Consider the following 23,009-nt stretch of genomic DNA (forward strand, 5'->3'; position numbering starts at 1 on the left):
GCGGGTCGTGCCGAAAGGCAGGTCTTGCGCGCAGCCTCACGACGGGTTCGTCACGACGGCTTCGTTGCGGACGACCGTCGACGCCGACAGCGGAATGACACCCGAGCCATAGCCGATCGCGCTGCCGATGAACCCGAACAACACGCGCTTCGGGAATTTCACCGTATAGCTGACGACGTCGCCGGGTCCGCCGAGCGTGCCGCCCGCGACGGGAGTCGCATTGTCCCACACGCCGTTCTTGTTGCGATCGACATAGGCTTCATTCTTGTCATATTGTTTGTTGCCGTTCGCATCGGTGTAGGTCTCGGGAAATGCGGTGCTGAAATCGCGGTAGACGGTCGTGGTGATATCGATCGACTTGCCGGGCGCGGTGCCGAAGTCGCTCATCGACTTGGCGATGCTTGCGCGCATGATCGTGGCGCGCTCCGATTCCTTGGTCTCGAGCGTGGCGGTGGCGGCGCGGGCGGCTTCGGTCACCGCCCCCTCCAGCACGACGCGCGCGAACAGCATGTGGCCGAACTCGATCGCCCCGCAGATCAGCGACAGCATTGCCGGCAGGATGATCGCGAACTCGACGATGGTGACGCCGCGCAGGTCGCTGCGCAGCCTGGCCAGCACCTTCACTGGACGAGGTGGAGGTCGACGAGTTCGGAAGCGATATCGTCGAAGGCTGCCTTCAGCGTCGCGGTATCCGACGTCTGGTAGACATGACCCGGCGCGCACTGCTCAAACATCGCGAGCGTGTTCGTGTCGGTCGTGGTCAGCGCGACGATATACACCTTGGGCGGGTTGTCCTCCGCCTGGAGCGCAGCGCAGGTCTTGGCGAAACGCCGCTCCGACTGCCCTATCAGGCCGCCCCTGCTGGCCGATATCGGCGAGTCCGCGTAATTGCCGTAGAAGGTCCACGTCCGGTCCTCATACCCGTTCTGGCCGGTGGCCAGCGCAGTCTCGCCGTCGGTCATGAACACCAGTGCGCGCTTCGGTTGCTCCTGCGCGCGCGGAGGAGTCCGCTTGAAGACGTCATCGCGGACCAGCAACCGGTAGCCCCACAACAGCCCGGCATGATGCAGCGTCCCGTTCGCCGGATAGATCGCCGCGTTCTGGCGATCGATAACGTCGTCGTAGAAACTGCGCGACCGGCCGTAATCGACCTTCGTCGCGGCCTCCGGACATTGCCAGTTCGGCGATGGAAACTCGGTCTTGTTCCGCGAACCGTCGTCGACGCTGCCGCCGAGCGGGTTGACCGTATATTCCGTCGCGTCTTTCCAGTTGTTGAACTGTGGTATCTTCTCGTACCGGACCCTGAACTGCGCGCCGGTGCGCGTCGCGAAATTCCAAGGGTTGCTCGCCGGATCGTAGAAGCCGCCATTGTCCGCACGGACGATCACGTCGTCGTCCATTCTGGCGGCAGTGTCGTTCAGCGTGATGTACGCGGCGTAAAAGGCCTTGCGGTACGGATTGTTGGCGAACTGGTTACCGTAGAAATCCAGGTTCAGCATCTGGTCGTAATAAGTAGGGTGCAACTTGTAGAGATTGTTGTTCGGCTCGACATTCGCGACGCTGTAATAGGCACTCGACGGGTTCGACCTGGCGCCGTTCGCCACGGCATTCCCAGACATCTGCGGGACGTACATCGGCGGAATGAAGTAGGGGCTCACGGGCGGATGCACGCCCTCGCCCGGCAGCGTGCGATCGATATCCCACGCATTGGGTTCGCGGTACGTCAGCGTCGAATTCAGGTCCTTGACCGTGTCGTCGCCGAACACGCACCCCTTCCACCCGAGCCTGTTGCCGGGCCACGTACCGCCATAATTGGTCGCGATGACGTCGTTGAACCCGAACATCTGGCGCACCGACGACGATTTCCAGTCGGTCAGCAGTTTCCCGACGTTCACGGTGATGTCGTACATGACGTACCCCATCGCCAGATCCTTGCGGGTGTCGCTGCCCTGGAACAGGATTTCGTTGAAGCTCTTGGCGGCATCCTTCAATGCGGTGATGCGCGTCTTCACGACGCCGTTCGAATCGCGCGGGAGATTGGCCTTCAGCGAGCCGGTATTGTCGAGCACCATCATTACTTCGAGCGGGTGCGGGTTGATCGCCGCCTTGGCGATGGCGCGGACGGGTTGTTGGGTGAAACCGAACAACCGCATGAACGACATCGGCAGCGTCGCGGTAGCGACGACCGTGGTTGTATTGATGTCCTTGACCACGGTGAATGTGGGCGAGACCTTCAGGTTCGTGACGCCCATGTAGGTGTCGGGAAAGTTACCGCTGAAATACGCCGACACCTGATTCTCGCGCGAATTGGCCGCAGCGCCCGATACCGAGAACGCCCGCGCGCCGGCGAGCGCCGCGGCGTCCACACCGGTCTGCAACTGCGATTTCACGATGTAGATGCGCCCCGCGTCGATCGCCGAGCCCAGGGCAGCGATCGCGGGGATGAGTCCGGCCGCCATCATCGCGATCGCCGATCCCTTGCGGTCGGTCCGCAACCGTCGAAATGCGTGGCCTAGCGGCCCCCCCGGGCCGCCGGCTCGTGTCTTGCCTAGTAGCATCCATCCCCCTTCAAACCGGATCGGGTCCGGTTTCACTCATTCTGGTTTAATCGCATGGGAAGCTTAAATTGCCGTTATCATTGCTTTTTGCGCGAACGGCTTTGGAGGGAATGGGAAAAACGTGGCGTGCCTCAAAAACGACATCGCTTGCGCGCAGACCGCGGGCCGTACGTACCCTGCCGTCGCCAATCCGAGATCGCCCCGATGAAGCTCCGATTCCTACCATCATGCCTGATCGCGGCCGTGCTAATGCCGCTTGCCGCGCATGCCGATCCGGCACCGTTCGACCTGACCGGGCCGAGTTTGCGTGTCGGCGTGACGCGTGGGGCCACGACCTTGCCGATCGCACGCGTGCCGCGATTGGCGACCGGCGACCGCGTGACGATCGCGGCGGACCTGCCGACGGGCAAGAAGGACGAGGGCGAGCGGTATCTGCTGGTTGCCGGTTTTCTGCGCGGGGCGACCGAGCCGCCGCCGAAATCCTGGTTCTTCAAGGCCGAGACGTGGAAGGCGAAGAAGGCCGCGCTGACGTTGAAGGTGCCCGACGGGGCGCGGCAGTTGGTGGTGTTCCTTGTGCCCGACAGCGGTGGTTTCGATACCGTCGTCGCGGCAGTCCGCAAGCAGCCGGGGGCGTTCGTGCGCGCGGTGCAGGATCTCGACCAAGCGTCGCTCGACCGGGCGCGGCTGGATGCGTTTCTCGACGGTATCCATGCGCTGGAACGGACGCAGCCGGAACGGATCGAGGCGGTGTCGCCGCTGCTGTCGCGCAGTCTGGCGATCAAGCTGAAGGCGGAATGCCTCGATTTGGCGGCCGATCTGCAGGCGTCGTGCCTGACGCAGAGTCGCGATTCGCTCGTCCTGGCTGATGGCCAGAGCTCGACGCTGGCGGACACGCTGGTGGGGGCACCGACCGACCTGGCGTTGCAACTCAGCGCGACGCCGGCGGGTGGGCTCGGCTATTACAGCCCGTATATCGGCGTGGTGCGCGATCTGGCGAAGATCTTCGGCGCATTCCAGTCGACGCAGTTCCGCTACATCCCGGCGCTGGCACGGCTGCGCGACGACAAGATGGCGTTGCTGCTGAACGCCGCGCCATCGTTCGCGAGTCCGAAATCGGTGATGGTCGTGGCAATGCCGGTGATCGAGACGAGCACGCCGCAGACGCCGACGCTGCGCCGCGCGGAGGCCGACCAGCTGGTCTGTGCGGCCAAGCCCGACCTGGTCCTGCCGGTCGAGGGTGCGCCGCTGATCTATGCGACCAAGTTCGCGCACGACATGAGCTTGCGGGTGACGACGCCGCAGGGGGGCGTGACCGAACTGCCCGTGCAGGCCGATGCCGAGCGCGGCGGCTATGTGCTCGATCAGGTCGGGATGCGGACCGCCGGGCTCAGCAGCGTGACCGACGCGACGCTGCACGGGCGCTGGGGCTTTACGCCGTTCGACGGGCCGCGGTTTCGCTTGCAGGTGCCACGCGCGGGCGGCTGGCAGATGGTCGATACCGACCCCGAGAACCTGGTGGTCGGGCGCGACAATCCGGTGGCGCTCGCCGGACCGACGCCGAGCTGCGTCGAGGCGGTGACGCTGACCAGTGCGTCGGGCGACGTGCCGCTGGCGTGGACGACCGCCGGCGACCGGATCGGGCTGACCCTGCCGCTGGCCAAGACCGCGCCGGGGAAACTGACGCTGCTGGTGAAGCAATATGGCGTCGAGGCGCCCGACAGGATCGCGCTGACGGCATTGGCGGAGGCGGGGCGGATCGACGACTTGACGCTATATGCGGGCGATGCGGCGGGGACGTTGGCGGGCACCCGGCTGGATCTGGTCGCGGGGATGACGGTCGACGGGGTCGCTTTCAAGCCGGGCGAGGTCGTGCGTGCGGACAAGGGCGATCTGCTGCCGTTGACCACGGACAAGGCGGCAGGGTTTGCGGCGGGTCAGGCGAAGACGGCGCTCGTCACGCTGACCGATGGGCGCAAGCGATCGGTGAAGTTCGTCGTCGCGGCGGCGCGGCCCACGGCGACGCTGATCGCGAAAAGCGTCGTTGCGCCCCCCGCGCCCGGGCTTCCGGTCGTGCTGGCGGGCGATACGGCGATCGCGCAGGACGCCCGGCTGACCTTCTCGTTGCGCGCCGAGGGGACCAAGTTCACCGCCGGCGACAGCGTCGAGATCGCGACGGCGGACGGCGCGATGACGACCAGCGCGGCGTCGGCGCGCGGCCTGACCGTGCAGGACGACCGGATCGCGGTGGTGACGGTCGAACCGGGCAAGGCGCTGGGGGTTTCGGCGCATGGGCCGCTCAAGTGGCGACTGGTCCAGGGCGGCGTCGCTGGGGACTGGGTCCCGTTGACGACGCTGGTCCGCGTGCCGGGGCTGACCGGCGTGGCGTGCGCGGAGACGTGCACGCTGTCGGGGAGTGACCTGTTCCTACTCGATTCGGTAGCGGCGAATGCCGGCTTTGCCGATGCGGCGCGCGTGCCGGAGGGGTTTACCGGAGGGATGCTTACCGTGCCGAAACCGGTCGGGGGGACGCTGTTCCTGCGATTGCGGGATGATCCGGCGGTTGCGGCGACGGTGGCGGTGAAGAGCTAGGGGTTTCATCCTGCGATCCTCCCCCGCCAGGGGGAGGTGTCGCCGCAGGTGACGGAGGGGGCGGACACGGAACACATGTTTCGCCTGCCTCCCCCTCCGTCAGGCTGCGCCTGCCACCTCCCCCTGGCGGGGGAGGATTACCGTGGCGTTACGGAATGAGCCGGTCGGTGCGCAGCTGTGCGAACAGGTCGTAGAACGCGTCGTCGGTCGGCTGGTATTCCTTGAAGCCGAGCCGGCGGCTCTTGCCCATGTCGGTCACCACCTCGATCGGGCGGCCGAGATCGGCGTCCGTGTGCCACGGCGATGCGAGCCGCGACAGGTCGGCCTCGGCAAGGCCTTCGCGCGCGGCGATCTCGCGCCAGATGCCGGCATCGTCCTTCATCTGCTCGTCGAGTGTCAGGACGGTGCCGTCGAACGGTGCCGCCTCGATACCGAACCACGCGGCGATGCGCTCCCACATCCAGCTCCAGCGAAAGACGTCGCCATTGACGACGTTGAACGCCTCGTTGCGCGCCGCAGGCGTGGTCGCGGCCCAGATCAGGTGATCGGCGAGCAGGCTGGCGCTGGTCATGTCGGTCAGGCCGTTCCACTGCGCGGCCGAGCCGGGGAAGCGGAACGGACGGCCGGTCTCGCGGCACAGCGTCGCATAGGCGGCAAGCGTGGTGCCCATGTTCATCGCGTTGCCGACCGCCTTGCCGATGATCGTGTGCGGGCGATGGACGCTCCAGCCGAACCCGTCACGTGTCGCGGCCTCGAACACGGCGTCTTCCTGCGCGTAGTAGAAATTCTCGATGTCGAGCCGGCCCTGCTCCTCGCGGAACGGGGTCTGCGGGAGGGCGCCCTTGCCGTACGCCTCGAACGGTCCGAGGTAATGCTTGAGGCCGGTTACAAGTGCGACATGGCCGACGCTGCCCGCAGGCGATAGCGCGCCGAGCAAATTGCGGACCATGCCGCCGTTGACGCGGATGTTCTCCGCCTCGCTGTCCTGCCGCGACCAGGTGGCGATAAACACCGCGTCGGGCTTGAGGCCGGTGAGTGCCTTTTCGAGACTGGCGGGATCCTGGAGGTCCGCTGCGACGGGCTGGACGCCGTCCTGTTCGGTCGGGCGCCGCGCGAGACCGTGGACGGTCCAGCCCGACTTCACCAACGCCGCAGCGGTCGCGCTACCGACGATCCCGCTCGTACCTACTACCAATGCCGTCTTGGCCATCTTCAGCTCCCTATCTGCTCGCTACCAGCTAGGCACCGAACGCACCGGCTTCTAGAAGGCACCCTTTGGGGACATAGGCACCGGAAGGTTTCCACATGCAGCCGGGATCGGCCGAAGAAGACTGGCGCGAGGATTGCGCGCCGCGGCGGACGCTGGAGTTGTTCGCGACCAAGTGGACGAGCATGATCCTGCATACGCTGCACGTGCGGCATGACGGCCCGGTGCGGACCGGGGTGCTGCTGCGCTCGATCCCTGGCATCTCGAAGAAGATGCTGACGCAGACGTTGCGCGAGATGGAGGCCGCGGGACTGGTCGTGCGGCAGGTGCATGGGACAGTGCCGCCTGCGGTCGACTATGCGCTGTCGCCGCTGGGCGCGCGGTTCGTCGAGCCGGTCGAGCTGCTGTACGACTGGGGCCGCCGGAATGCCGATGCGCTCGATGCGTTGCAGGCCAAGCCCACCTCGCGTCGATAAGCCGGTTTGCGGTGATCGCGCGCACAGCTATGGGGCGCGGATGACCGCATCGGATCTCCAGAGCCTGTTCGTCACCAACCTCGTCCGGCATAATAGCGGCGACCGGCGGCGGTGGCGGCTGATCGTCGGCGACGTGAAGGTCTATAGCCTCGCCACGCACGCGCATTGCAACTGGGCGGTGACGCCGTCGGGCAGCGCGAGCGAGGTCGACGCGGTCGAGCGGCTGGCGGACCGGCTGCGCGAGGACCATCCCATTATTACCGCCGGCTGACGGCTATCCATTTTCGAGGAGCGACACATGGCAAAGCAATATTGGGCGCAGATCATCGAACTCGACGAAGAGATGACGGCTGCCACCATTCCTGGTGCGACCGATCACGAGGACGCGGCGGACTCGCTGGTCGCGGATTTCGTCGGCGCGATGGGCGGCGAGATCACCGAGGGCGCGGTGCGCGTCTGGGTGCAGGGCGGCGTCGAGAAGGTGTACGACTGGAAGGCCGACTTCACGATGCCCGACATGGACGAGATGGGCGACGAGGACGAGATGGAGGTCGAGGGCGAGATCGAGCTTACCGAGCGGGTTTGAGCTGCCTGCTCCCCTCCCTGGAAGGGAGGGGTTGGGGGTGGGTCGGCCAGTTGTCGGACGTCTTGCTTCCCAAGCGGCCTACCCACCCCCTGCCCCTCCCTTTCAGGGAGGGGTGAAGATTAGGGGACCGTCTTCCCGGCCGGCGCGAGTTCGTGCCAGGTGTGGTCGTCGTGCGCCAGGAGGGCATCCGCCGCAGCGGGCCCTAGCGTGCCGGCCTCGTACGGTTCCGGCATCTCCTTGTCGGTCGCCCACAGATCAATGAACGGCTGTACCGCGGCCCACCCCGCCTCGATCGCGTCGGCGCGCTGGAACAGCGTCTGATCGCCGACGAACAGGTCGTAGATCAGCGATTCGTAGCCGGTCAGGTGGCCGATATCGAACGCGTCGGCATAGCGGAAATCGAGCGCGATCGGTGCGGTTGCGACTTCGAGACCGGGGCGCTTGATGTTGATGTCCATGCTCAGCCCCTCGTCGGGCTGGATCTGGATGATCAGCCGGTTGGGCGGTAGCATGTCGGTCGGCGCACCGGCGAAAGACGCGAACGGGACCGGCTTGAAGGTGATCGCGATCTCGGTATCGCGGCAGGTCATCGCCTTGCCGGTGCGCAGGTAGAACGGCACGCCCGCCCAGCGCCAGGTGTCGACCATCAGCTTCAGCGCGACATAGGTCTCGGTCCGGCTGTCGGGTGCGACGTCGGGGCTGGCGGTGTAGGCCGGGACGTCGACGCCCTTTACCTTGCCTGCGGTGTAGGCACCGCGGACGCCGTTGCGTTTCGCCTTGCTGGGCGAATAGACGCGGACGGCCTTGAGCACCTTGCCCTTTTCGTTGCGGATCGCCTCGGCATCGAAGCTTGCCGGCGGCTCCATTGCGACCATCGCCAGCAGCTGGAACAGGTGGTTGGGCACCATGTCGCGCAGCGCGCCGGTCGCGTCGTAGAACTTGCCGCGCGTGCCGACGTCGACGGTTTCGGCCGCGGTGATCTGGACATGGGCGATGCTGTCCGAATTCCAGACGCGCTCGATCATCATGTTCGCGAACCGCGCGGTCATGATGTTCTGGACGGTTTCCTTGCCGAGGAAATGGTCGATGCGGTAGACCTGCGCCTCCGACACCTTGGCGAGGATCCGGGCGTTGAGATCGCGCGCGGAGGCGAGATCGTGGCCGAACGGCTTCTCGATCGCGATGCGGCGGAACGCCTGGGGCGCTTCGGTCATCAGGCCATGGTCGGCGAGCTTGTCGACGATGTCGCCGAAGAACTTGGCCGGCACTGCGAAATAGAACGCGACATTGCCGCTGACGCGCGCCTTGAGTTGTTCGAAAACGTCGTCCTTGGTGAAGTCGCCCTGGAGATAGCCGACGCGGTCCTTGAGCCTTGCCCAGGCGTCACCCTTCTCGCCGGCGCCCTCGCCGCCTTTTGCATCGAAACTGCCGAGCGCCTCGCGGAGCGACTGGTCGTTCCCCTCGTCGATGCCGACGCCGAGCACGTGAAAGTCATCTCCCACGAGCCCCAGCCGGGTCATGTTGATCAGTGCCGGCATCAGCAGGCGGCGGGTGAGGTCACCGAAGGCGCCGAAGATCACGAGCGTCGTCGGCGGCGCGGGCTTGACGGACTTGCTCACGATGACGCCTCGGACATGGGTTACCCTTTCTACGGTGGTTCCCTGAAACAGCGCAGCGGGGGCCGATGTTCCCGCGCCTTACCTCAGGTCGCAGGGTTCAGGTCGCCGTGAGAATATTGTCGCTGAAGGCGCGCGCGTCGACCTCCGCCCAGTCGAGTTCCTCCTGCAGGCGGCGATAGACGTCCTCGGCGACCTCGCCGTTGTCGCGCATCCTGTGCAGCACCACGCGCTGGCGGGCGATCATCTCGAGGTGGAGTTCGTCGAATTCGGACATCGCCTGTGGATCGTCCGCCTCCGCGGTGACCTTGCCCGCCGCGCCGTAACGGAAGCGCAGCGCCTCCGCCGCCTCGCCCGCGTGCGCCGGCAGTACCGAGAGGCCGGCATCGATCAACCGCTTGCGTGCAGGCGCGATCTCATCGGCAAGCCCGGTATCCGTGCCGATCGCGAGACGGCGGATCAGCGGGCCGAGCGTCAACCCCTGCAACACCAACGTGCCGATCACCACGCCGAATGCGGCGAGCACGATGAGGTCGCGGCCCGGCACCGAACGCGGCAAGGCGAACGCGGTCGCCAGGGTGAGCAGGCCGCGCATGCCCGACCAGGACAGGATCACGGACGCATTCCACGGTGGTGGCGTCGGCAACCACGACGGCGCGAAGCGGTCGGCGATCACCCCCTCGACGAAACGCACGAAGAACACCCAGACCACACGCGTGACGAGGACGGTCGCAAGCACGGCCGCGGCGAACCCGATCGCCGGCCAGCGCTCGGCCGCAGGCAGACCGGACAGCACGTCGCGCGACTGCAGCCCCATCAGCGCAAACGCGATGATGTTGAGGACCAGTACGACGGCCGACCATACCGCTGCGCCCTGCAATCGATCGCGCGCGGGTTGCCCGATCGGGCGACGCTGCGACACGATCATGCCGAACGTGACGACCCCTAGCACCGGCGAGAGGTGCAGCCGCTCGGCAAGCAACCAGATCCCGAACGTGACGGCAAAGTCGGCGAGGCTCGCGCCCAATGTGCCTGCGAACAACGGCGAGACACGCAGATAGAGCCATGCCGTGATCGCGCCGAACACGATCCCTCCGGGCACCGCGGCGGCGAGCGCGAGCGGTGTCGTGGGCGTGTCGGAATAGGTCGCAAACGCCACCGCCAGACCGAACAGCAGCAGCGCGGTCGCGTCGTTGAGGAGGCTCTCGCCCTGTAGCAACAACAGGCCGCGACGGGGGATGCCGACCTCGCCGAGCACGGCTTCCGACGCGGCGGCATCCGGCGGGGCAACGATCGCGCCCAGCGCGAACGCGGCGGCCAGCGGCAGGCCGCCCAGCGTCACACCTACCCATGCGACCATCGAGGCCGTGACCAGCACCGCAAAGACCGCCAGTGACAAGAGGGGGAACCAGTAGCGCAGCAGTGCGCGCGGGCTGGTATGATAGGCGGCATGGAGCAATGCGGGCGCGATGAACAGTGCCAGCGCCAGATGCGGCTCGACCGCGATCTTGGGCGCGAACGGCAGCACCGCGAAGCCCAGCCCCGCCGCCGCCAGCAACGTGGGATAGGGCACGTTCAGCTTGCGCGCGAGGACCAGCAGGACCAACGCGGCGAGCAGAATTGCATCAAGGCTTTCGAACAACAGCACGAGCACGCAACGGGCGGGGAGACCAGACGGGCCCACGTGATGCGCAATGACGTGGGCCAAAAAAAACCACCCCGTGCGGTGCACGGAGTGGCCTAGGTTCAGGGAGGAGGTACGCTAGAAGCGTACCGTACGGCGCCGCGAAAGGGGGGGACACGATGCCGTACAGGATCTAAATGGGTGAACCGCCGATTTGGTTCAACCCTTGGTGCGCCGCACACGCAATTTTTTGTAGCGAATGCGGCGACCAGTGTCTCACCGACGATCGAGCATCGGTGCAATGCCAAGGCGCGTGCTCAGCCCGGTGTCAGACGTTGAACTGCGCAGGTGCGGGCATCTGCGGCTGTGGCGTCATGCCGAGCTGCGCCTGGCGCGCGAAGATGTCGCGCATCAGCGACAGCGAGAACAGGTGCGCGTAGAGCAGCGGAAGCATGCCCGACTTGCTCATCTTGCGCAGCGCATCGCCGCGCAGGTCGATCAGCTTTTCCTCGTTGATCATCTGGAACCCGCGATAGACGAACGGCTGGTCGGCGCCGTCGGGCTGGATCGTGACTTCGCCGTCCATCAGCAGTTCGAGCTCGCGCAGTTCGTTCATGAAGTTCTGCGTGCGCGCGCCGGCCTGTTCGAACGATTCGTTGAAGCCGAGGATGTTCTTGGTCAGCTCGGTCGGCTGGCCGTTCTCGAACAGCGCATCGCCGTCCTCGAATTCGCCGATCGCCTGCGAGGTCGGATCGAAGCAGAGCGACAGCTCCTGCGCATCGGGGTGCAGGCGGGCGAGCATGTAGGGGTAACGGCGGACATACGCCGGCACGTAGAACGTGTTCTCGGTGAGCTTGCCGTCTTCGCCGACGAACACGTTGACGCCTTCGTTCAGGCCCATCAGCGCGAGCGGGATGGCGTCGTCACCGACCGAGAAGACGATCGGCATGTGACGCTGGACGAGCGGAAACTCGTCGACGGTGATCGGAATGGCGTGCTGGCCGACCAGGAACGGTGCGCTGTCCTGAGGGCGGACCTTGAAGTTCGCATGCGTGTCGCTCGAAAGCGGCTCGAGGCCATTATAGAAAAGCGGAAGCTGAGCGGTGCTGGCCATGTTACTCTCCGGATCGGTCGTTCAAATGCCGGTGGCTGGTGCCACCGATTGGGGCGAGGCTCTATGGTGCGCCGGGCGGGGGTGCAAGTGTGACGAGCTTGCCGGGGTTCAGGATGCCGAGCGGATCGAGCGCCGACTTGATGGCCCGAAGCGCGGTCATGCGCGCCGGCGACGACAGGCGTTCGAGTTCGCCCAGCTTCATCTGACCGATGCCGTGCTCGGCGGAGATCGAGCCGCCTGCCGCTGTGACGAGGTCACCGACGAAGCGGGTCACGACGGTTGCATCCTCCGCATACCAGCGCGCGGGGTCGGTGCCGGGCGCGGCGCGGACGTGGAAATGGACGTTGCCGTCGCCGAGATGGCCGAAGCCGCTGGCGTGCGTGCCGGGAAAGCGTGCGTCGCAGGCCGCCGCCGCCTCGATCATGAAGCGCGGCATCGTCTCGACGGGAATCGATATGTCGTGCTGCGTCGCGGGGCCGAGTGCGCGTTCGGCGGCGGACAGCGAATCGCGCAGGAGCCAGAACGCGTCCGACTGGGCTTCGCTGGTGGCGATCGTCGCGTCTTCGATCGCGCCGTCCTCCAGCGCCCTGGCCAGCAGGCGTTCGAGAAGTGCGGCGGGGGACTCGCCCTCGGTCGTGGCCGCCGTGGCCTCGATCAGGAGGTGCCAGGGATGACGGCCCGAGAGCGGCGGGCGGGCGTTCGAGAGATGCGCGATCGCGGCGTCGAGCGACTCCGCGGGGAGGATCTCGAAACTTTCGATCGCATCGGTCCGCGCCTGCATGCTCCGCAGGAGTTCGAGCGCCGCCTGGGGGGACGCGATGCCGACCCATGCGGTGCCGCGTGCGGCGATCGCCGGGGCGAGGCGCAGCGTCGCGGCGGTGACGATCGCCAGCGTGCCCTCCGCGCCGATGAAGAGTTGATCGAGGTCGTAGCCGCGATTGTCCTTCTTGAGCGCGGACAGGCCGTCGTGGATCGTACCGTCGGCGAGCACCGCCTCGACGCCCGCGACGAGGCCGCGCATGGTGCCGAACTTGAGCACCTGCGTGCCGCCGGCGTTGGTCGAGACGAGCCCGCCGATCGTCGCCGTCCCGCGCGCGCCGAGCGTCAGCGGGAAGCGCCACCCCTGCCCTTGCGCGGCGCCGTCGAGGTCGGCGAGGATGACGCCGGCCTCGGCGATGGCGAGCCCGGCGTCGGTATCGATGCTGCGGATGCGGTTGAGACGACGCAGCGACAGGATCAGCGCGCTGCCGTCGACAGGCGCGGTCGCGCCGCCGACCATCGAGGTGTTCCCCCCTTGCGCGACGAGCGGCACGCGGTGCTCGGCCGCCGCCTGCACGATCAGCGCCACCTCCGCGGTCGAGGTCGGCGCGAGCATCGCGGGCGCGACGCCGTGGAAGCGGCCGCGCCAATCGTGCAGCCAGGGATCGATATCCCAGGGATCGGTGACGATCGCCTTGCGGTCGAGCCGCGCGGAGAGGGACTCGAGCATCGCGGTCTGCGAAGGCGTCAGGGTTGCTGTCTGAATTTCGGCCACGAACCACGCGCTAGACAAAATTCATCGCGCGTTCAACGAATGGCCCTAACGATTACGTCAACATGATCCATCCCGTGATTCCCGCCACCCTGCTCGCGCTCGCGGGACCCTTCGCTGCGGCGATGCGCGATATGCCGTCGCCCGCCGCGTCGTCCGGGTTCGCGTTGGACGGCATGCAGGTCGCGCAACTCTCGATCCACGAGCGCGTCATCATACGCGTGCCCCGGATGAGCCGGATGCCCTCGCGCACCTACATGCCGCCGAGGGAGTGGAAGGAGCACAAGGGCCCGAAATGCATCGCAGTCGCCGAGATCGCCGGCGCGATGCTGAACAAGGAAGGCGCGCTCGACCTGCTGATGGCCGACACGACGCGATTGCGCGCGCGACTGGACGGCGATTGCAAGCCGCTCGATTATTATTCGGGTTTCTATCTGCGGCCGGGACCGGACGGCCTGATCTGCAGGGATCGCGACGCCATTCGCATGCGGTCGGGCGCGCGGTGCGAGATCGACGGGTTCAAGAGCTTGCGGTTGAAGAAATAGCGGGGCCCTGACAGTCGCGTGTATGGCGAACGCAGTCTCACCTCGCTCCGTCATCCTGACGACAGTCAGGATCCAGAGTAACTGACGGTACGTTGCTTGGCTCTGGATCCTGACTTTCGTCAGGATGACGGGGGTTTTTGCGGAAATACGCCGCCCGCCGCCTCGTCCCCACCTTCGTTTCGCCGCGTTTCCTTGACATTTGTCGCCAAATCAGCGAGCGCCGGAATGCTTGAGGGCAGTGCATTTTCACCCTCCATTTACCGGACATTTGCATGAGTTTTGCCGATCTCGGCCTCTCCGACGAACTGCTGAAAGCAGTTACCGACTCCGGCTATACCGAGCCGACCCCGATCCAGGCCGGCGCGATCCCGTCGGTGCTGATGATGCGCGACATCATCGGTATCGCGCAGACAGGCACCGGCAAGACCGCGTCGTTCGTGCTGCCGATGATCGACATTCTGGCGCACGGGCGCAGTCGTGCGCGGATGCCACGTTCGCTGATCCTCGAGCCGACGCGCGAACTCGCCGCGCAGGTGGCCGAGAATTTCGAGAAATACGGGGTGAACTCGAACCTCTCGATGGCGTTGCTGATCGGGGGCGTCTCGATGGGCGACCAGCTCGCCGCGTTGGAGAAGGGCGTCGACGTGCTGATCGCGACGCCGGGCCGGCTGATGGACCTGTTCGGGCGCGGCAAGATCATGCTCAACGGCTGTTCGCTGCTGGTGATCGACGAGGCGGACCGGATGCTCGACATGGGCTTCATCCCCGACATCGAGGAAATCTGCACCAAGCTGCCGAAGCAGCGCCAGACGTTGCTGTTCTCGGCGACGATGCCGCCGCCGATCAAGAAGCTGGCGGACAAGTTCCTCACCAATCCCAAGATGATCGAGGTGTCGCGCCCGGCGTCGACCAACCTGAACATCAAGCAGTATCTGGTGCCGGTGCCGAGCCAGAGCGCAAAGCGCGACACGCTGCGCCGCATTCTCGCGCAGGAGGAAGTGACGAACGCGATCATCTTCTGCAACCGCAAGACGACGGTGCGCGACCTGAACAAGGTGCTGAAGCAGGCGGGCTACAAGTCGGGCGAGATCCATGGCGACATGGAACAGCCGCAGCGGCTGGCCGAACTCGAGCTGTTCAAGTCGGGGGCGGTGACGATCCTCGTGGCGTCCGACGTCGCGGCGCGCGGGCTCGACATCAAGGGCGTGTCGACGGTGTTCAACTATGACGCGCCGTGGCATCCGGACGATTACGTCCACCGGATCGGGCGGACGGGTCGTGCGGGGGCGAGCGGTACGGCGTACACGTTCGTCGCGCCGGACGATGCGGAGAACATCCAGAATATCGAGAAGTTGACGGGTCAGACGATCGAGCGGCTGAACGCGGAGCCGAAGGTCGTGGCGCCGGTTGCCGTGGAGGTCGAAGAGGACGTGGGCGCGCCGCGTCGCGAACGGTCGCGGAACCGTCGCGGAGGACGCACGGAAGGTGCGGCTCCGGTCGCCATCGCCGAGGATGCCGCACGCGAGCAGCCGCGGACTCGTCGCGTGCCGCGCGAAGACACGGTGGCGCCGGCGATCGTCGCCGAAGTGCTTGCTGCGATCGAACCGGTCGTGGCGGCAAAGCGCCCGCGGTGGGAACGAACGCCGATCGACGAGCCTGTGCCTGCGGTTAAGCCGCGCGTTGCTGAGGAAGTCCGGACGGCAGTCGTACGGGCTGAGCCGGTCCAGGTCGAGCCGGTTAAGGTCGAGCCGGAGTATGTGGAACCGGTTCGTGCCCCTGTTCGGGCTGAGGCGGTCCGGTCGCAGCCTGTTCGTCCGGACGCGGCAAAGGTCGAACCGCCACGTTGGGAGCGTGTCCCGGCGGAACCGAACCGTGGCCGTCCCCAGCCGGTCGCCGATGCACCGGCGGATGGCTGGAACGGTCCGTTCCCGAGCTTCCTCAATGCCGTGATCGGAGGATATGAATGATGTCGATGCGCCGTATCGCCGCCCTCGGACTGCTTGCCACTGCGGTGGCCGCACCGGCTGCCCCTCGCGCGAAGGTCGTGGCGCCGCACGTCAATACGGCGAGCTTCGACAAGCTGCCGCAGCCCTTGCCGCTGCCGTATGACGAGTCGGCGAACGCCAATGCGCAGGTGGCCGCGGCGCGGGCTCGCGCGCTGAAGACGCACAAGCGGTTGCTGATCGATCTCGGCGGCAACTGGTGCCTCGACTGCCGGCTGCTGGCGGGGACGATCGACCTGCCGGAGATGAAGCGGTTCGTGGACAGCAAGTTCGTGGTGGTAACGGTCGACATCGGCCGCTTCGACAAGAACGGACAGATTGCGGCGGGCTACGGCATCAAGGGGCGGCTCAAGGGCGTGCCGGCGGTGCTGGTGGTCGATCCGCGCAGTAATCGGTTGCTGAACGCTGGGCATGAGACCGAGCTGGCAGATGCGCGGTCGATGGGGCCGCAGGCACTGGCGAACTGGCTGGCGAAGTGGGCGGCCTGATCGGGGGTTTTTGAGGGCGTTTGGGGGACTGGCTTTCGGCGGGCTTGAGGCGGTCGGGGTGGTTCTGTTGTTCTGCTTCGATTCCTGACCATTACCGTTTCGCCAACCGTCGGTCATCCTATCCGGCGCCGAAGTTGGGTAGCAACATTACGTCGCTCTGTGCGGCTTGCCCTCATCCTTCGCCGCCTTCGGCGTCTCTCCCTCTCCCCGATGGGAGAGGGAATGGGTCCGAGCCGCTAAATCGTGCGAGCTGCCGCTAGCGGTTAATGCTAGTTCGACACTGCCCTCGTGCTTGTGAGGCAGTCCAGCGCGCCCCTCTTGCTCGTAAAGTCCGACATCCGTTGTGTGGCATTAGTCGCGAGGCAATCGGTTCTCTAGTAAGCCGGTTTAGCCGCTCCGTTGACTCCAATTGTCGCCGTCATCCTGACGAAAGTCAGGACCCAGGATTCCAGGCGTTAGCCCCTGTGGCTCTGGATCCTGACTTTCGTCAGAATGACGGGTTTGCGCGGCGCGGTCGCTCGCCCTTACGCGGCGACCGCGATCAGGGCGTCGTCCAGTGCTGCAGCGCGTAGATACGTCGGGCGTTCGGTAAGACGAGCGGCATAGTCGGCGAACGTTGCGCGCTTTGGGAGCCAGCCGAACTGCATGCCCCAGATGACCTGCGATCCGACGTAAACGTCGGCGGCGGTGAACCTGTCGCCAGCGATATACGGGTGCGCCGCCACGGCCTGTTCCAGCACGTCGATGACGCGGTCGAAGCTGCCATAGCCGATCATCCGCTGTTGCGCGGCATCGGGTACGACGCCGAGCGCGCGATTGCCGGTAGCCGCCTCGACCGGGCCGGCCGCGTAGAAGAGCCAGCGGTAATAATCGGCGCGTTCGTTTGCTTGGGCCGCGAGCTCGGCGTCGGGGAACGCTTCGGCGAGATAGGAGCAGATCGCGGCGCACTCGGTGATGGTCTTGCCGTCGTGGATCAGCGCAGGGACCTTCGCCATCGGGTTGACCGCCCGATACGCCTCAGCCTTCATCGTCGTGTCGTAGTCTAGGACGATCGTCTCATACGTGGCGCCGACCTCTTCGAGCATCCAGCGCGCGATGCGGCCGCGGGACATCGGGTTGGTGTACAGGGTCAGCGTCATGCGACTCTCCTTGAGAACGGATCGTGAACGATGGTCTCATGGGGCGGAATCAGCGTCAAGCGCCGCCTTTGGTTGCAGGACGTCGCTCCAACTGCCGTCATCCTGGGCTTGACCCAGGATCCAGAGCCACGAGGGTCAGCCCCTTTTGGCTCTGGGTCCTGACTTTCGTCAGGATGACGAGAAGAGATTTATACCAGCGCCTTGTCGAACAGGGCGAGCATCCGCGACCATGCCTTGTCCGCCTGGACTGCATTGTAGACCTTGGAGTCGGGCGGGCACCAGCCGTGCATCGTACCTTCGTACACCTCGATCTCGGCCGGCAATTTGGCTGCGGCGAATGCGGTGCGGAGCGTGTCCTTCTCCTTTGGCGCGCGGGCGTCGTCGTTGGCGGCGATTGCGATGAGGTATCGGCCCTTTATCTGCGGGATCAGCAGGTGCGGGCTGTCTGGCTTGTCGGTGACGAAACCGCCGCCGTGGAAGGTCGCGCCCGCGCGGATGCGGTTGGAGACGGCTGCGGCGGTACGCATGACCATCGGGCCGCCCATACAATAGCCGGTGGAGGCCATGCCCCGCTTGCGATCGACCTGCGGTTGCGCGTCGATGAAGGCGGTGAAGGCACGCGCGTCGCGGACCGTGCCTTCGGACGTAAGCGCTTCGCGGAATGGTGCGATGCGCGCGCGGACGGCGGGCTGGTCGTAGGATTCGCCGGGCTTCAAAAACGGTGCCTTGGTCGAGCGGTAGAACTGGTTGACGACGAGCACCGCATAGCCCGATTGCGCGAGACGGTCGGCCATCTGGCGGAAGGCGGGGCGCAGGCCCATCACGTCGGGCCAGATCAGCACGCCGGGATGCTTGCCGGTGGCGGCCGCGACGAAATAGGCGTCGGCCTTGCCGTCGAGCGTGGTGATCGACACGTCGCGCCCCTTGATGACCGCGGCGTTTGCGGGCGCGGGGAGCAGCATCGTCAGGCCCATCGCGCCGGTCATCACGCCGAACTGGCGGCGCGAGACGCCGGCCAGATAGGCTTCGTTATCGTCTGCGGTATGCTCGTCGCACATGGGCCTATCCTCTTGAGTTTGGCCGCATGCTAGCTCAAGCCTTGCGCCACCACCACACGCCATCGCGTGTTTCGCGGGCGGCGCGGCCTTCGACTTCGAGGCGGCGGAGATGGGCTAGCGCCTCGCCGGTCGCCATGCCGAGCACGTCGGGTCCGATCGCGCGGCGGAACAGGCGGCCGAAACAATCGACCGCGCGGCGGGGTTCGTCGAGGAAGACGGCGAGTTCGTCGAGACGCTCGCGGTGTTCACGGTCCATCGCGTCGAGGCGGGTGTGGAGGCCGGTGAACGGGTCGCCATGGCCGGGGAGGACGAGCAGGTTCGACGGCAGCGTCTTGAGCTTGGCGATCGAGGCGAACCATTCGCCCAACGGGTCTGCGTTCGGTTCGGTGACGCCGAGCGAGACGTTGGGGCTGATGCGGGGGAGGACCTGGTCGCCGGCGATAAGGATGCCTTCGGCTTCGTCGAGCAGGCAGGCGTGTTCAGGGGAGTGACCCGAGCCGGTGACGATCCGCCAGTCGCGCGTGCCGATCGTGAGGGTGTCGCCGTCTTCGATGCGGGTATAGCTGAGCGGCAGCGGGGTGATGATTTTCCGGAAGCCGGCCCAGCCCTTGCCGGTCGCGTGGGCGATCTGATCGGCGTCCCAGCCTGCACCCTGCCAGAAGGCGAGCACTTCGTGCGGGACAGAGTCGCGGGCATCGGCGGCGAGCATGCGCGCGGTGAGCCATTCGGCTCGGGTCATGATCAGGGGTGCGGAATGGTGATCGCACATCCAGCCGGCGAGGCCGATATGATCCGGGTGGAAATGCGTGCCGATCATTCGCGTGATGCGAACGTCCGCCTTGGGGCCTTTGAAGAGGGCTTTCCAGGCGTCGCGCGCGGCCGCGGTGTTCATGCCGGTGTCGACCAGCGCCTCGCCGTCAGTGTCGGCGAGGAGCCAGCAGTTTACGTGGCGTAAGGGGCCGGGAATGTGGAGGCGGACCCAGTCTATGCCGGGGGCGACCTGCATCGTGCCGCCGTTCGCTGGCTCCGCGCCGCCGAAGGGGTAGGTCAGGCCCTTGTGGCTGGTGGGCGCGAATGCGGTGTCGGGTGCGGTTGCCATCCGTTGCGGTTAGCAACTGGATGGGGCGGGAGATAGTGCTGCTTCGCGGCCGCCCCTCTCTCGATCCTCCCCCGCCAGGGGGAGGTGGCACCGCAGGTGACGGAGGGGGAGGACACGGAGCCGAGATGGTCGCTTGCCTCCCCCTCCGTCTGGCGAATGCCAGCCACCTCCCCCTGGCGGGGGAGGATTGAGTTGGCCCGCGGATTCGCGTGTGCTCCGTCACCCCGGACCTGTTCCGGGGTCCACCCTTCCGCAAACCAAATTCTATCGATTTTGCGGGACCGTGGATGCCGGAACGAGCCCGGCATGACGGAGAAGCAGGGGCGGACTCACGCTTTGGGTCGAGTGGGGTTTGGGCTCAAGGGTTGGAGGTCCTCGCTAGCCGTATTGCACGAGGAGAGCGCGAGCCCACCCCCTGCCCCCTCCCGCTTGCGGGAGGGGAAGTGCGATCAGCGCTTGAAGGGGTCGTCGAAGAGCGGCTTGACGGGGAGGACGCCGCCCTCGGCCACGAACTGCGCGTCCGCTGCCGCCTGGGTGCGCTCGGCGCGGAGCTGCTGGAGGAGTACCTCGCGGTCGCCTTCGAGGCGGGTATCGGTCGGGGCTTCCATGCCGGCTGCCTTGGCTGCCTTGGCTACTGCCGCGTCCAACTCACGCTGCGAGGTCAGGCCCAGCGTGACCGGGTCCTTCGGGGTGATGTTGGCGATGTTCCAGTGGCTGCGGTCGCGGATCGCGGCGATCGTCGTGCGCGTGGTGCCGATCAGCAGCGAGATCGCGCCGTCGGTGATTTCGGGGTGGTTGCGGATGATCCACGAGATGCCGTCGGGCTTGTCCTGGCGCTTCGAGACCGGCGTATACCGGGGCCCCTTGGTGCGGCGGACCTGCTCGGGGCCCTTGATCATCTTGAGCTGATAATCGGGATCGGCGGCACCCTTGTCGATCTCGTCCTGCGTCACTTCGTGTGCGCGGACGGGATCGCGACCGGTGAGCTTGGTCGAGGTCGTGTCGTCGGCGATCGCCTGAATCTCGAGGATGTGCAGGCCGCAGAAGTCCGCGATCTGCTCGAAGCTGAGCGCGGTATTGTCGACCATCCAGGCGGCGGTCGCGTGGGGCATGAGCGGCTGGGCCACGGCGAGAACTCCGTAAAAATAGAAAGGGCCGCCCCTTTCGGAGCGGCCTGACATGGGAGAGACTTAGTGCGCGCCGCGCTATCAAGCAAGCGATCAAGCGTCAGGCCGCCATGAGCTTTCCTTCGAGCGGCACGAGCGCGTGGAGGAACTGGCGCGCGCTGGCGGGCCAGCTGTAGCGTGCGGCGTAGGCGGCGCAGGTCACGCTGTCGCGGGTGAGTGCGGTGGCGATCGCGGTATCGAGGTCTTCGTTCATGGCGCCGACGCGGTCGTCGAGAACATCGATCGGGCCGGTGACGGGAAAGGCCGCGACCGGCGTACCACAGGCGAGCGCCTCGATCATGACGAGGCCGAACGTGTCGGTGCGGCTCGGGAAGACCAGCACGTCGGCGGTGCGATAGGCGGCAGCGAGGTCGAGGCCCGAGCGCTGGCCGAGGAAGACGGCATGCGGAAAGCGGCGGGCGAGCGCGGCGCGGGCGGGGCCGTCGCCGACGACGACCTTCGTACCGGGATGCGCGGAGGACAGGAACGCCTCGATGTTCTTCTCGACCGCGACGCGCCCGACATAGAGCAGGATCGGACCGGGGAGCGAGGCCATGTCCGGGTCGCGCGCGCCGTCGAGGCCGAACTGCGCGAAGTCCACGCCCCTGCCCCATTCGCGGACCTGGTGCAGGCCCTGGTCCGCGAGCGTCTTCGCCACAGACGGCGTGGAGACGAGGATCGACTGCGCGGGACGGTGGAACCAGCGGATGTAGCGCCAGATCCAGTCGGGGTTCGCGCCCGTGCGCGCGGCGATATAGTCCGGGAATTGTGTGTGATAGGCGCTGGTGAACGGAAGAGCGCGAGCCAGGCACCAGGTACGGGCAGCGAGGCAGACGGGGCCTTCGGTGGCGAGATGGATGGCGTCGGCGCCGAATGCGGCGAGCATGCGACCGACCGCGCCCGAGCGGGCAAAGGCGAGGCGGATCTCTGGATAGGTCGGGCACGGCATCGAGGCGAAGCGTTCGGGGGAAACCACCAGGACCTGATGACCGACGGATTCGAGTTCGCGCTGGACCGATTGAAGCGTGCGGACGACGCCGTTGATTTGTGGGCTCCAGGCATCCGTGACGATCGCGATACGCATCGGTCTTCTCCTGCTTGCCCTCGCCCGTCTGGGAGAGGGAGGGACCCGGCCGGCGCAGCCGGGTGGGAGGGTAAGGGGACGCTTTTCGTTAGCGTTGTGGACTTGCCCTCACCCGCGCCGCTGACGCGGCTTGCCCTCTCCCCATCGGGGAGAGGGTTAGTTACGCAGCAATCGCTATTACCTTGTCGCGCTCCCGCGCGGCGATCTCGTCGCCCCAGTGGAGCAACTCCATGCGGCCGTCGAAATGCTCGACCAACGCGGTGCAGCCTTCGACCCAGTCGCCGTCGTTGTAATAGGCGATGCCGGCGATATCGCGCATTTCGGCGGTATGGATGTGACCGCAGACCACGCCCTCGACGCCGCGGACGCCGGCAGCATGCGCGACGACCTCCTCGAAGTGCGAGATGAAGGCGACCGCGTTCTTGACCTTTGCCTTGGCGTGCTTCGACAGCGACCAATAGGGCATGCCCATCCGGCGGCGTGCGCCGTTGACCCAACGGTTGAGGCCCATCAGCATCGTGTAGGCGGCGTCGCCGATGTGCGCGACCCAGCGGTGGGCGAGCGTGATCGCGTCGAACTCGTCGCCGTGTAGCACCAGCAGCCGGCGACCATCGGCGGTCTCGTGGATCGCCTTCCGCCGGATCGAGATGCCGCCGAAGTCGAGCCCGGAATATTGCCGGAACACTTCGTCGTGATTGCCGGGGATGTAGACGACGCGCGTACCGCGCTTGGCGCGCTTCAGCAGCCGCCAGAGGACGTCGTTGTGGGCAGCGGGCCAGTAGAATTTCTTCTTCAGCCGCCAGCCGTCGATCATGTCGCCGACGAGGTACATCGTCTCGCTGTCGACGTGATCGAGGAAGTCGTTGAGCATGACTGCGTTGCAGCCGCGCGTGCCGAGATGGACGTCGGAGATCCAGATCGTGCGATACTGGCGTCGCTCGACGATCGGCTCCGGAACTGCCGGGCGCGAGTGGATGAAGTCGGCGATATCGGTGATGTCGGCGCCCATGATGCCAGATGGCGAAAACGTCGTAACGGCGTCCATAAGCCTGCCCCCGCAAAACTAACCTTGTCGCGAGTATTAGCCGAGTATTGTGACAGGGTAGTCGCAGTCTGGTGACTCTTC

20 protein-coding genes are annotated in these 23,009 nt (G+C 66.2%); 7 read left to right on the forward strand and 13 right to left on the reverse strand.

Annotation, left to right across the window (positions count from 1 at the left end; translation table 11 throughout):
- Positions 1-36: 36 nt before the first annotated feature.
- Both U1707_RS03870 and U1707_RS03875 read right to left on the reverse strand, forming a co-directional pair.
- A complete protein-coding gene (locus tag U1707_RS03870; RefSeq protein ID WP_332798758.1) occupies positions 37-618 on the reverse strand; it encodes a TadE/TadG family type IV pilus assembly protein in 582 nt (193 codons plus the stop codon).
- A gap of 2 nt (positions 619-620) precedes the next feature.
- Positions 621-2,558, reverse strand: a complete 1,938-nt coding sequence (locus U1707_RS03875) for a TadE/TadG family type IV pilus assembly protein (protein ID WP_332798759.1) — start codon at positions 2,556-2,558, stop codon at positions 621-623.
- A 204-nt stretch (positions 2,559-2,762) separates the two neighbouring features.
- Here U1707_RS03875 and U1707_RS03880 point away from each other — a divergent pair, with 204 nt between their 5' ends.
- Positions 2,763-5,147 carry a hypothetical protein gene (locus tag U1707_RS03880; RefSeq protein WP_332798760.1) on the forward strand — a complete coding sequence of 795 codons (2,385 nt, stop codon included), beginning with the start codon at positions 2,763-2,765 and terminating at the stop codon, positions 5,145-5,147.
- Between the two features lie 148 nt (positions 5,148-5,295).
- Here U1707_RS03880 and U1707_RS03885 read toward each other — a convergent pair whose 3' ends face one another.
- Positions 5,296-6,357 (reverse strand): SDR family oxidoreductase, encoded by a 1,062-nt coding sequence (locus U1707_RS03885; protein ID WP_332798761.1) that lies wholly within the window; start codon positions 6,355-6,357, stop codon positions 5,296-5,298.
- Positions 6,358-6,452: 95 nt separating this feature from the next.
- Between U1707_RS03885 and U1707_RS03890 the strand changes: the two genes are divergently transcribed.
- Genes U1707_RS03890 through U1707_RS03900 form a run of 3 tightly spaced genes read left to right on the forward strand, consistent with a single transcriptional unit; the run spans position 6,453 to position 7,416 of the window.
- The gene (locus tag U1707_RS03890; RefSeq protein WP_332798762.1) at positions 6,453-6,830 is read left to right on the forward strand and encodes a winged helix-turn-helix transcriptional regulator; all 378 of its coding nucleotides are present in this window, start codon (positions 6,453-6,455) and stop codon (positions 6,828-6,830) included.
- A 40-nt stretch (positions 6,831-6,870) separates the two neighbouring features.
- The gene (locus U1707_RS03895; RefSeq protein ID WP_332798763.1) at positions 6,871-7,101 is read left to right on the forward strand and encodes a hypothetical protein; all 231 of its coding nucleotides are present in this window, start codon (positions 6,871-6,873) and stop codon (positions 7,099-7,101) included.
- Between the two features lie 27 nt (positions 7,102-7,128).
- Positions 7,129-7,416 (forward strand): hypothetical protein, encoded by a 288-nt coding sequence (locus tag U1707_RS03900; protein ID WP_131585933.1) that lies wholly within the window; start codon positions 7,129-7,131, stop codon positions 7,414-7,416.
- A 119-nt stretch (positions 7,417-7,535) separates the two neighbouring features.
- Here U1707_RS03900 and zwf read toward each other — a convergent pair whose 3' ends face one another.
- The 4 genes from zwf to U1707_RS03920 form a co-directional block, all read right to left on the reverse strand.
- Positions 7,536-9,035 carry a glucose-6-phosphate dehydrogenase gene (gene zwf / locus U1707_RS03905; protein WP_332798764.1) on the reverse strand — a complete coding sequence of 500 codons (1,500 nt, stop codon included), beginning with the start codon at positions 9,033-9,035 and terminating at the stop codon, positions 7,536-7,538.
- A gap of 97 nt (positions 9,036-9,132) precedes the next feature.
- Positions 9,133-10,740, reverse strand: a complete 1,608-nt coding sequence (locus tag U1707_RS03910) for a cation:proton antiporter (RefSeq protein WP_332798765.1) — start codon at positions 10,738-10,740, stop codon at positions 9,133-9,135.
- 244 nt (positions 10,741-10,984) lie between these two features.
- Entirely contained in the window at positions 10,985-11,770 is a 786-nt protein-coding gene (locus tag U1707_RS03915; RefSeq protein WP_332798766.1) for a SapC family protein, read from the reverse strand.
- 61 nt (positions 11,771-11,831) lie between these two features.
- Complete coding sequence (locus tag U1707_RS03920; RefSeq protein WP_332799054.1) at positions 11,832-13,259, reverse strand: FAD-binding oxidoreductase; 1,428 nt, start codon at positions 13,257-13,259, stop codon at positions 11,832-11,834.
- A gap of 107 nt (positions 13,260-13,366) precedes the next feature.
- On the opposite strand from U1707_RS03920, the gene U1707_RS03925 reads away from it, so the two are divergent.
- The 3 genes from U1707_RS03925 (at position 13,367) to U1707_RS03935 (ending at position 16,337) form a co-directional block, all read left to right on the forward strand.
- Complete coding sequence (locus tag U1707_RS03925) at positions 13,367-13,846, forward strand: hypothetical protein (RefSeq protein WP_332798767.1); 480 nt, start codon at positions 13,367-13,369, stop codon at positions 13,844-13,846.
- 272 nt (positions 13,847-14,118) lie between these two features.
- Positions 14,119-15,813 carry a DEAD/DEAH box helicase gene (locus U1707_RS03930; protein WP_332798768.1) on the forward strand — a complete coding sequence of 565 codons (1,695 nt, stop codon included), beginning with the start codon at positions 14,119-14,121 and terminating at the stop codon, positions 15,811-15,813.
- A gap of 5 nt (positions 15,814-15,818) precedes the next feature.
- Positions 15,819-16,337: a thioredoxin family protein gene (locus U1707_RS03935; RefSeq protein WP_332799055.1), complete on the forward strand. Its 519-nt coding sequence runs from the start codon at positions 15,819-15,821 to the stop codon at positions 16,335-16,337.
- Between the two features lie 524 nt (positions 16,338-16,861).
- Here U1707_RS03935 and U1707_RS03940 read toward each other — a convergent pair.
- The 6 genes from U1707_RS03940 to U1707_RS03965 form a co-directional block, all read right to left on the reverse strand.
- On the reverse strand, positions 16,862-17,476 hold the full coding sequence (locus tag U1707_RS03940; RefSeq protein ID WP_332798769.1) for a glutathione S-transferase family protein: 615 nt from the start codon (positions 17,474-17,476) through the stop codon (positions 16,862-16,864).
- Between the two features lie 188 nt (positions 17,477-17,664).
- Positions 17,665-18,534, reverse strand: coding sequence for a dienelactone hydrolase family protein (locus U1707_RS03945; protein ID WP_332798770.1), 870 nt, complete (start codon positions 18,532-18,534; stop codon positions 17,665-17,667).
- A 34-nt stretch (positions 18,535-18,568) separates the two neighbouring features.
- Positions 18,569-19,633: an MBL fold metallo-hydrolase gene (locus U1707_RS03950; protein WP_332798771.1), complete on the reverse strand. Its 1,065-nt coding sequence runs from the start codon at positions 19,631-19,633 to the stop codon at positions 18,569-18,571.
- Between the two features lie 449 nt (positions 19,634-20,082).
- Positions 20,083-20,760 carry a DUF1013 domain-containing protein gene (locus U1707_RS03955; RefSeq protein WP_107961628.1) on the reverse strand — a complete coding sequence of 226 codons (678 nt, stop codon included), beginning with the start codon at positions 20,758-20,760 and terminating at the stop codon, positions 20,083-20,085.
- Between the two features lie 100 nt (positions 20,761-20,860).
- Positions 20,861-21,883, reverse strand: coding sequence for a glycosyltransferase family 4 protein (locus U1707_RS03960; protein ID WP_332798772.1), 1,023 nt, complete (start codon positions 21,881-21,883; stop codon positions 20,861-20,863).
- A gap of 160 nt (positions 21,884-22,043) precedes the next feature.
- On the reverse strand, positions 22,044-22,928 hold the full coding sequence (locus U1707_RS03965; protein ID WP_332798773.1) for a UDP-2,3-diacylglucosamine diphosphatase: 885 nt from the start codon (positions 22,926-22,928) through the stop codon (positions 22,044-22,046).
- Positions 22,929-23,009 lie beyond the last annotated feature (81 nt).

It is taken from the genome of Sphingomonas sandaracina (genome assembly GCF_036663695.1).
GTDB lineage: Bacteria > Pseudomonadota > Alphaproteobacteria > Sphingomonadales > Sphingomonadaceae > Sphingomonas.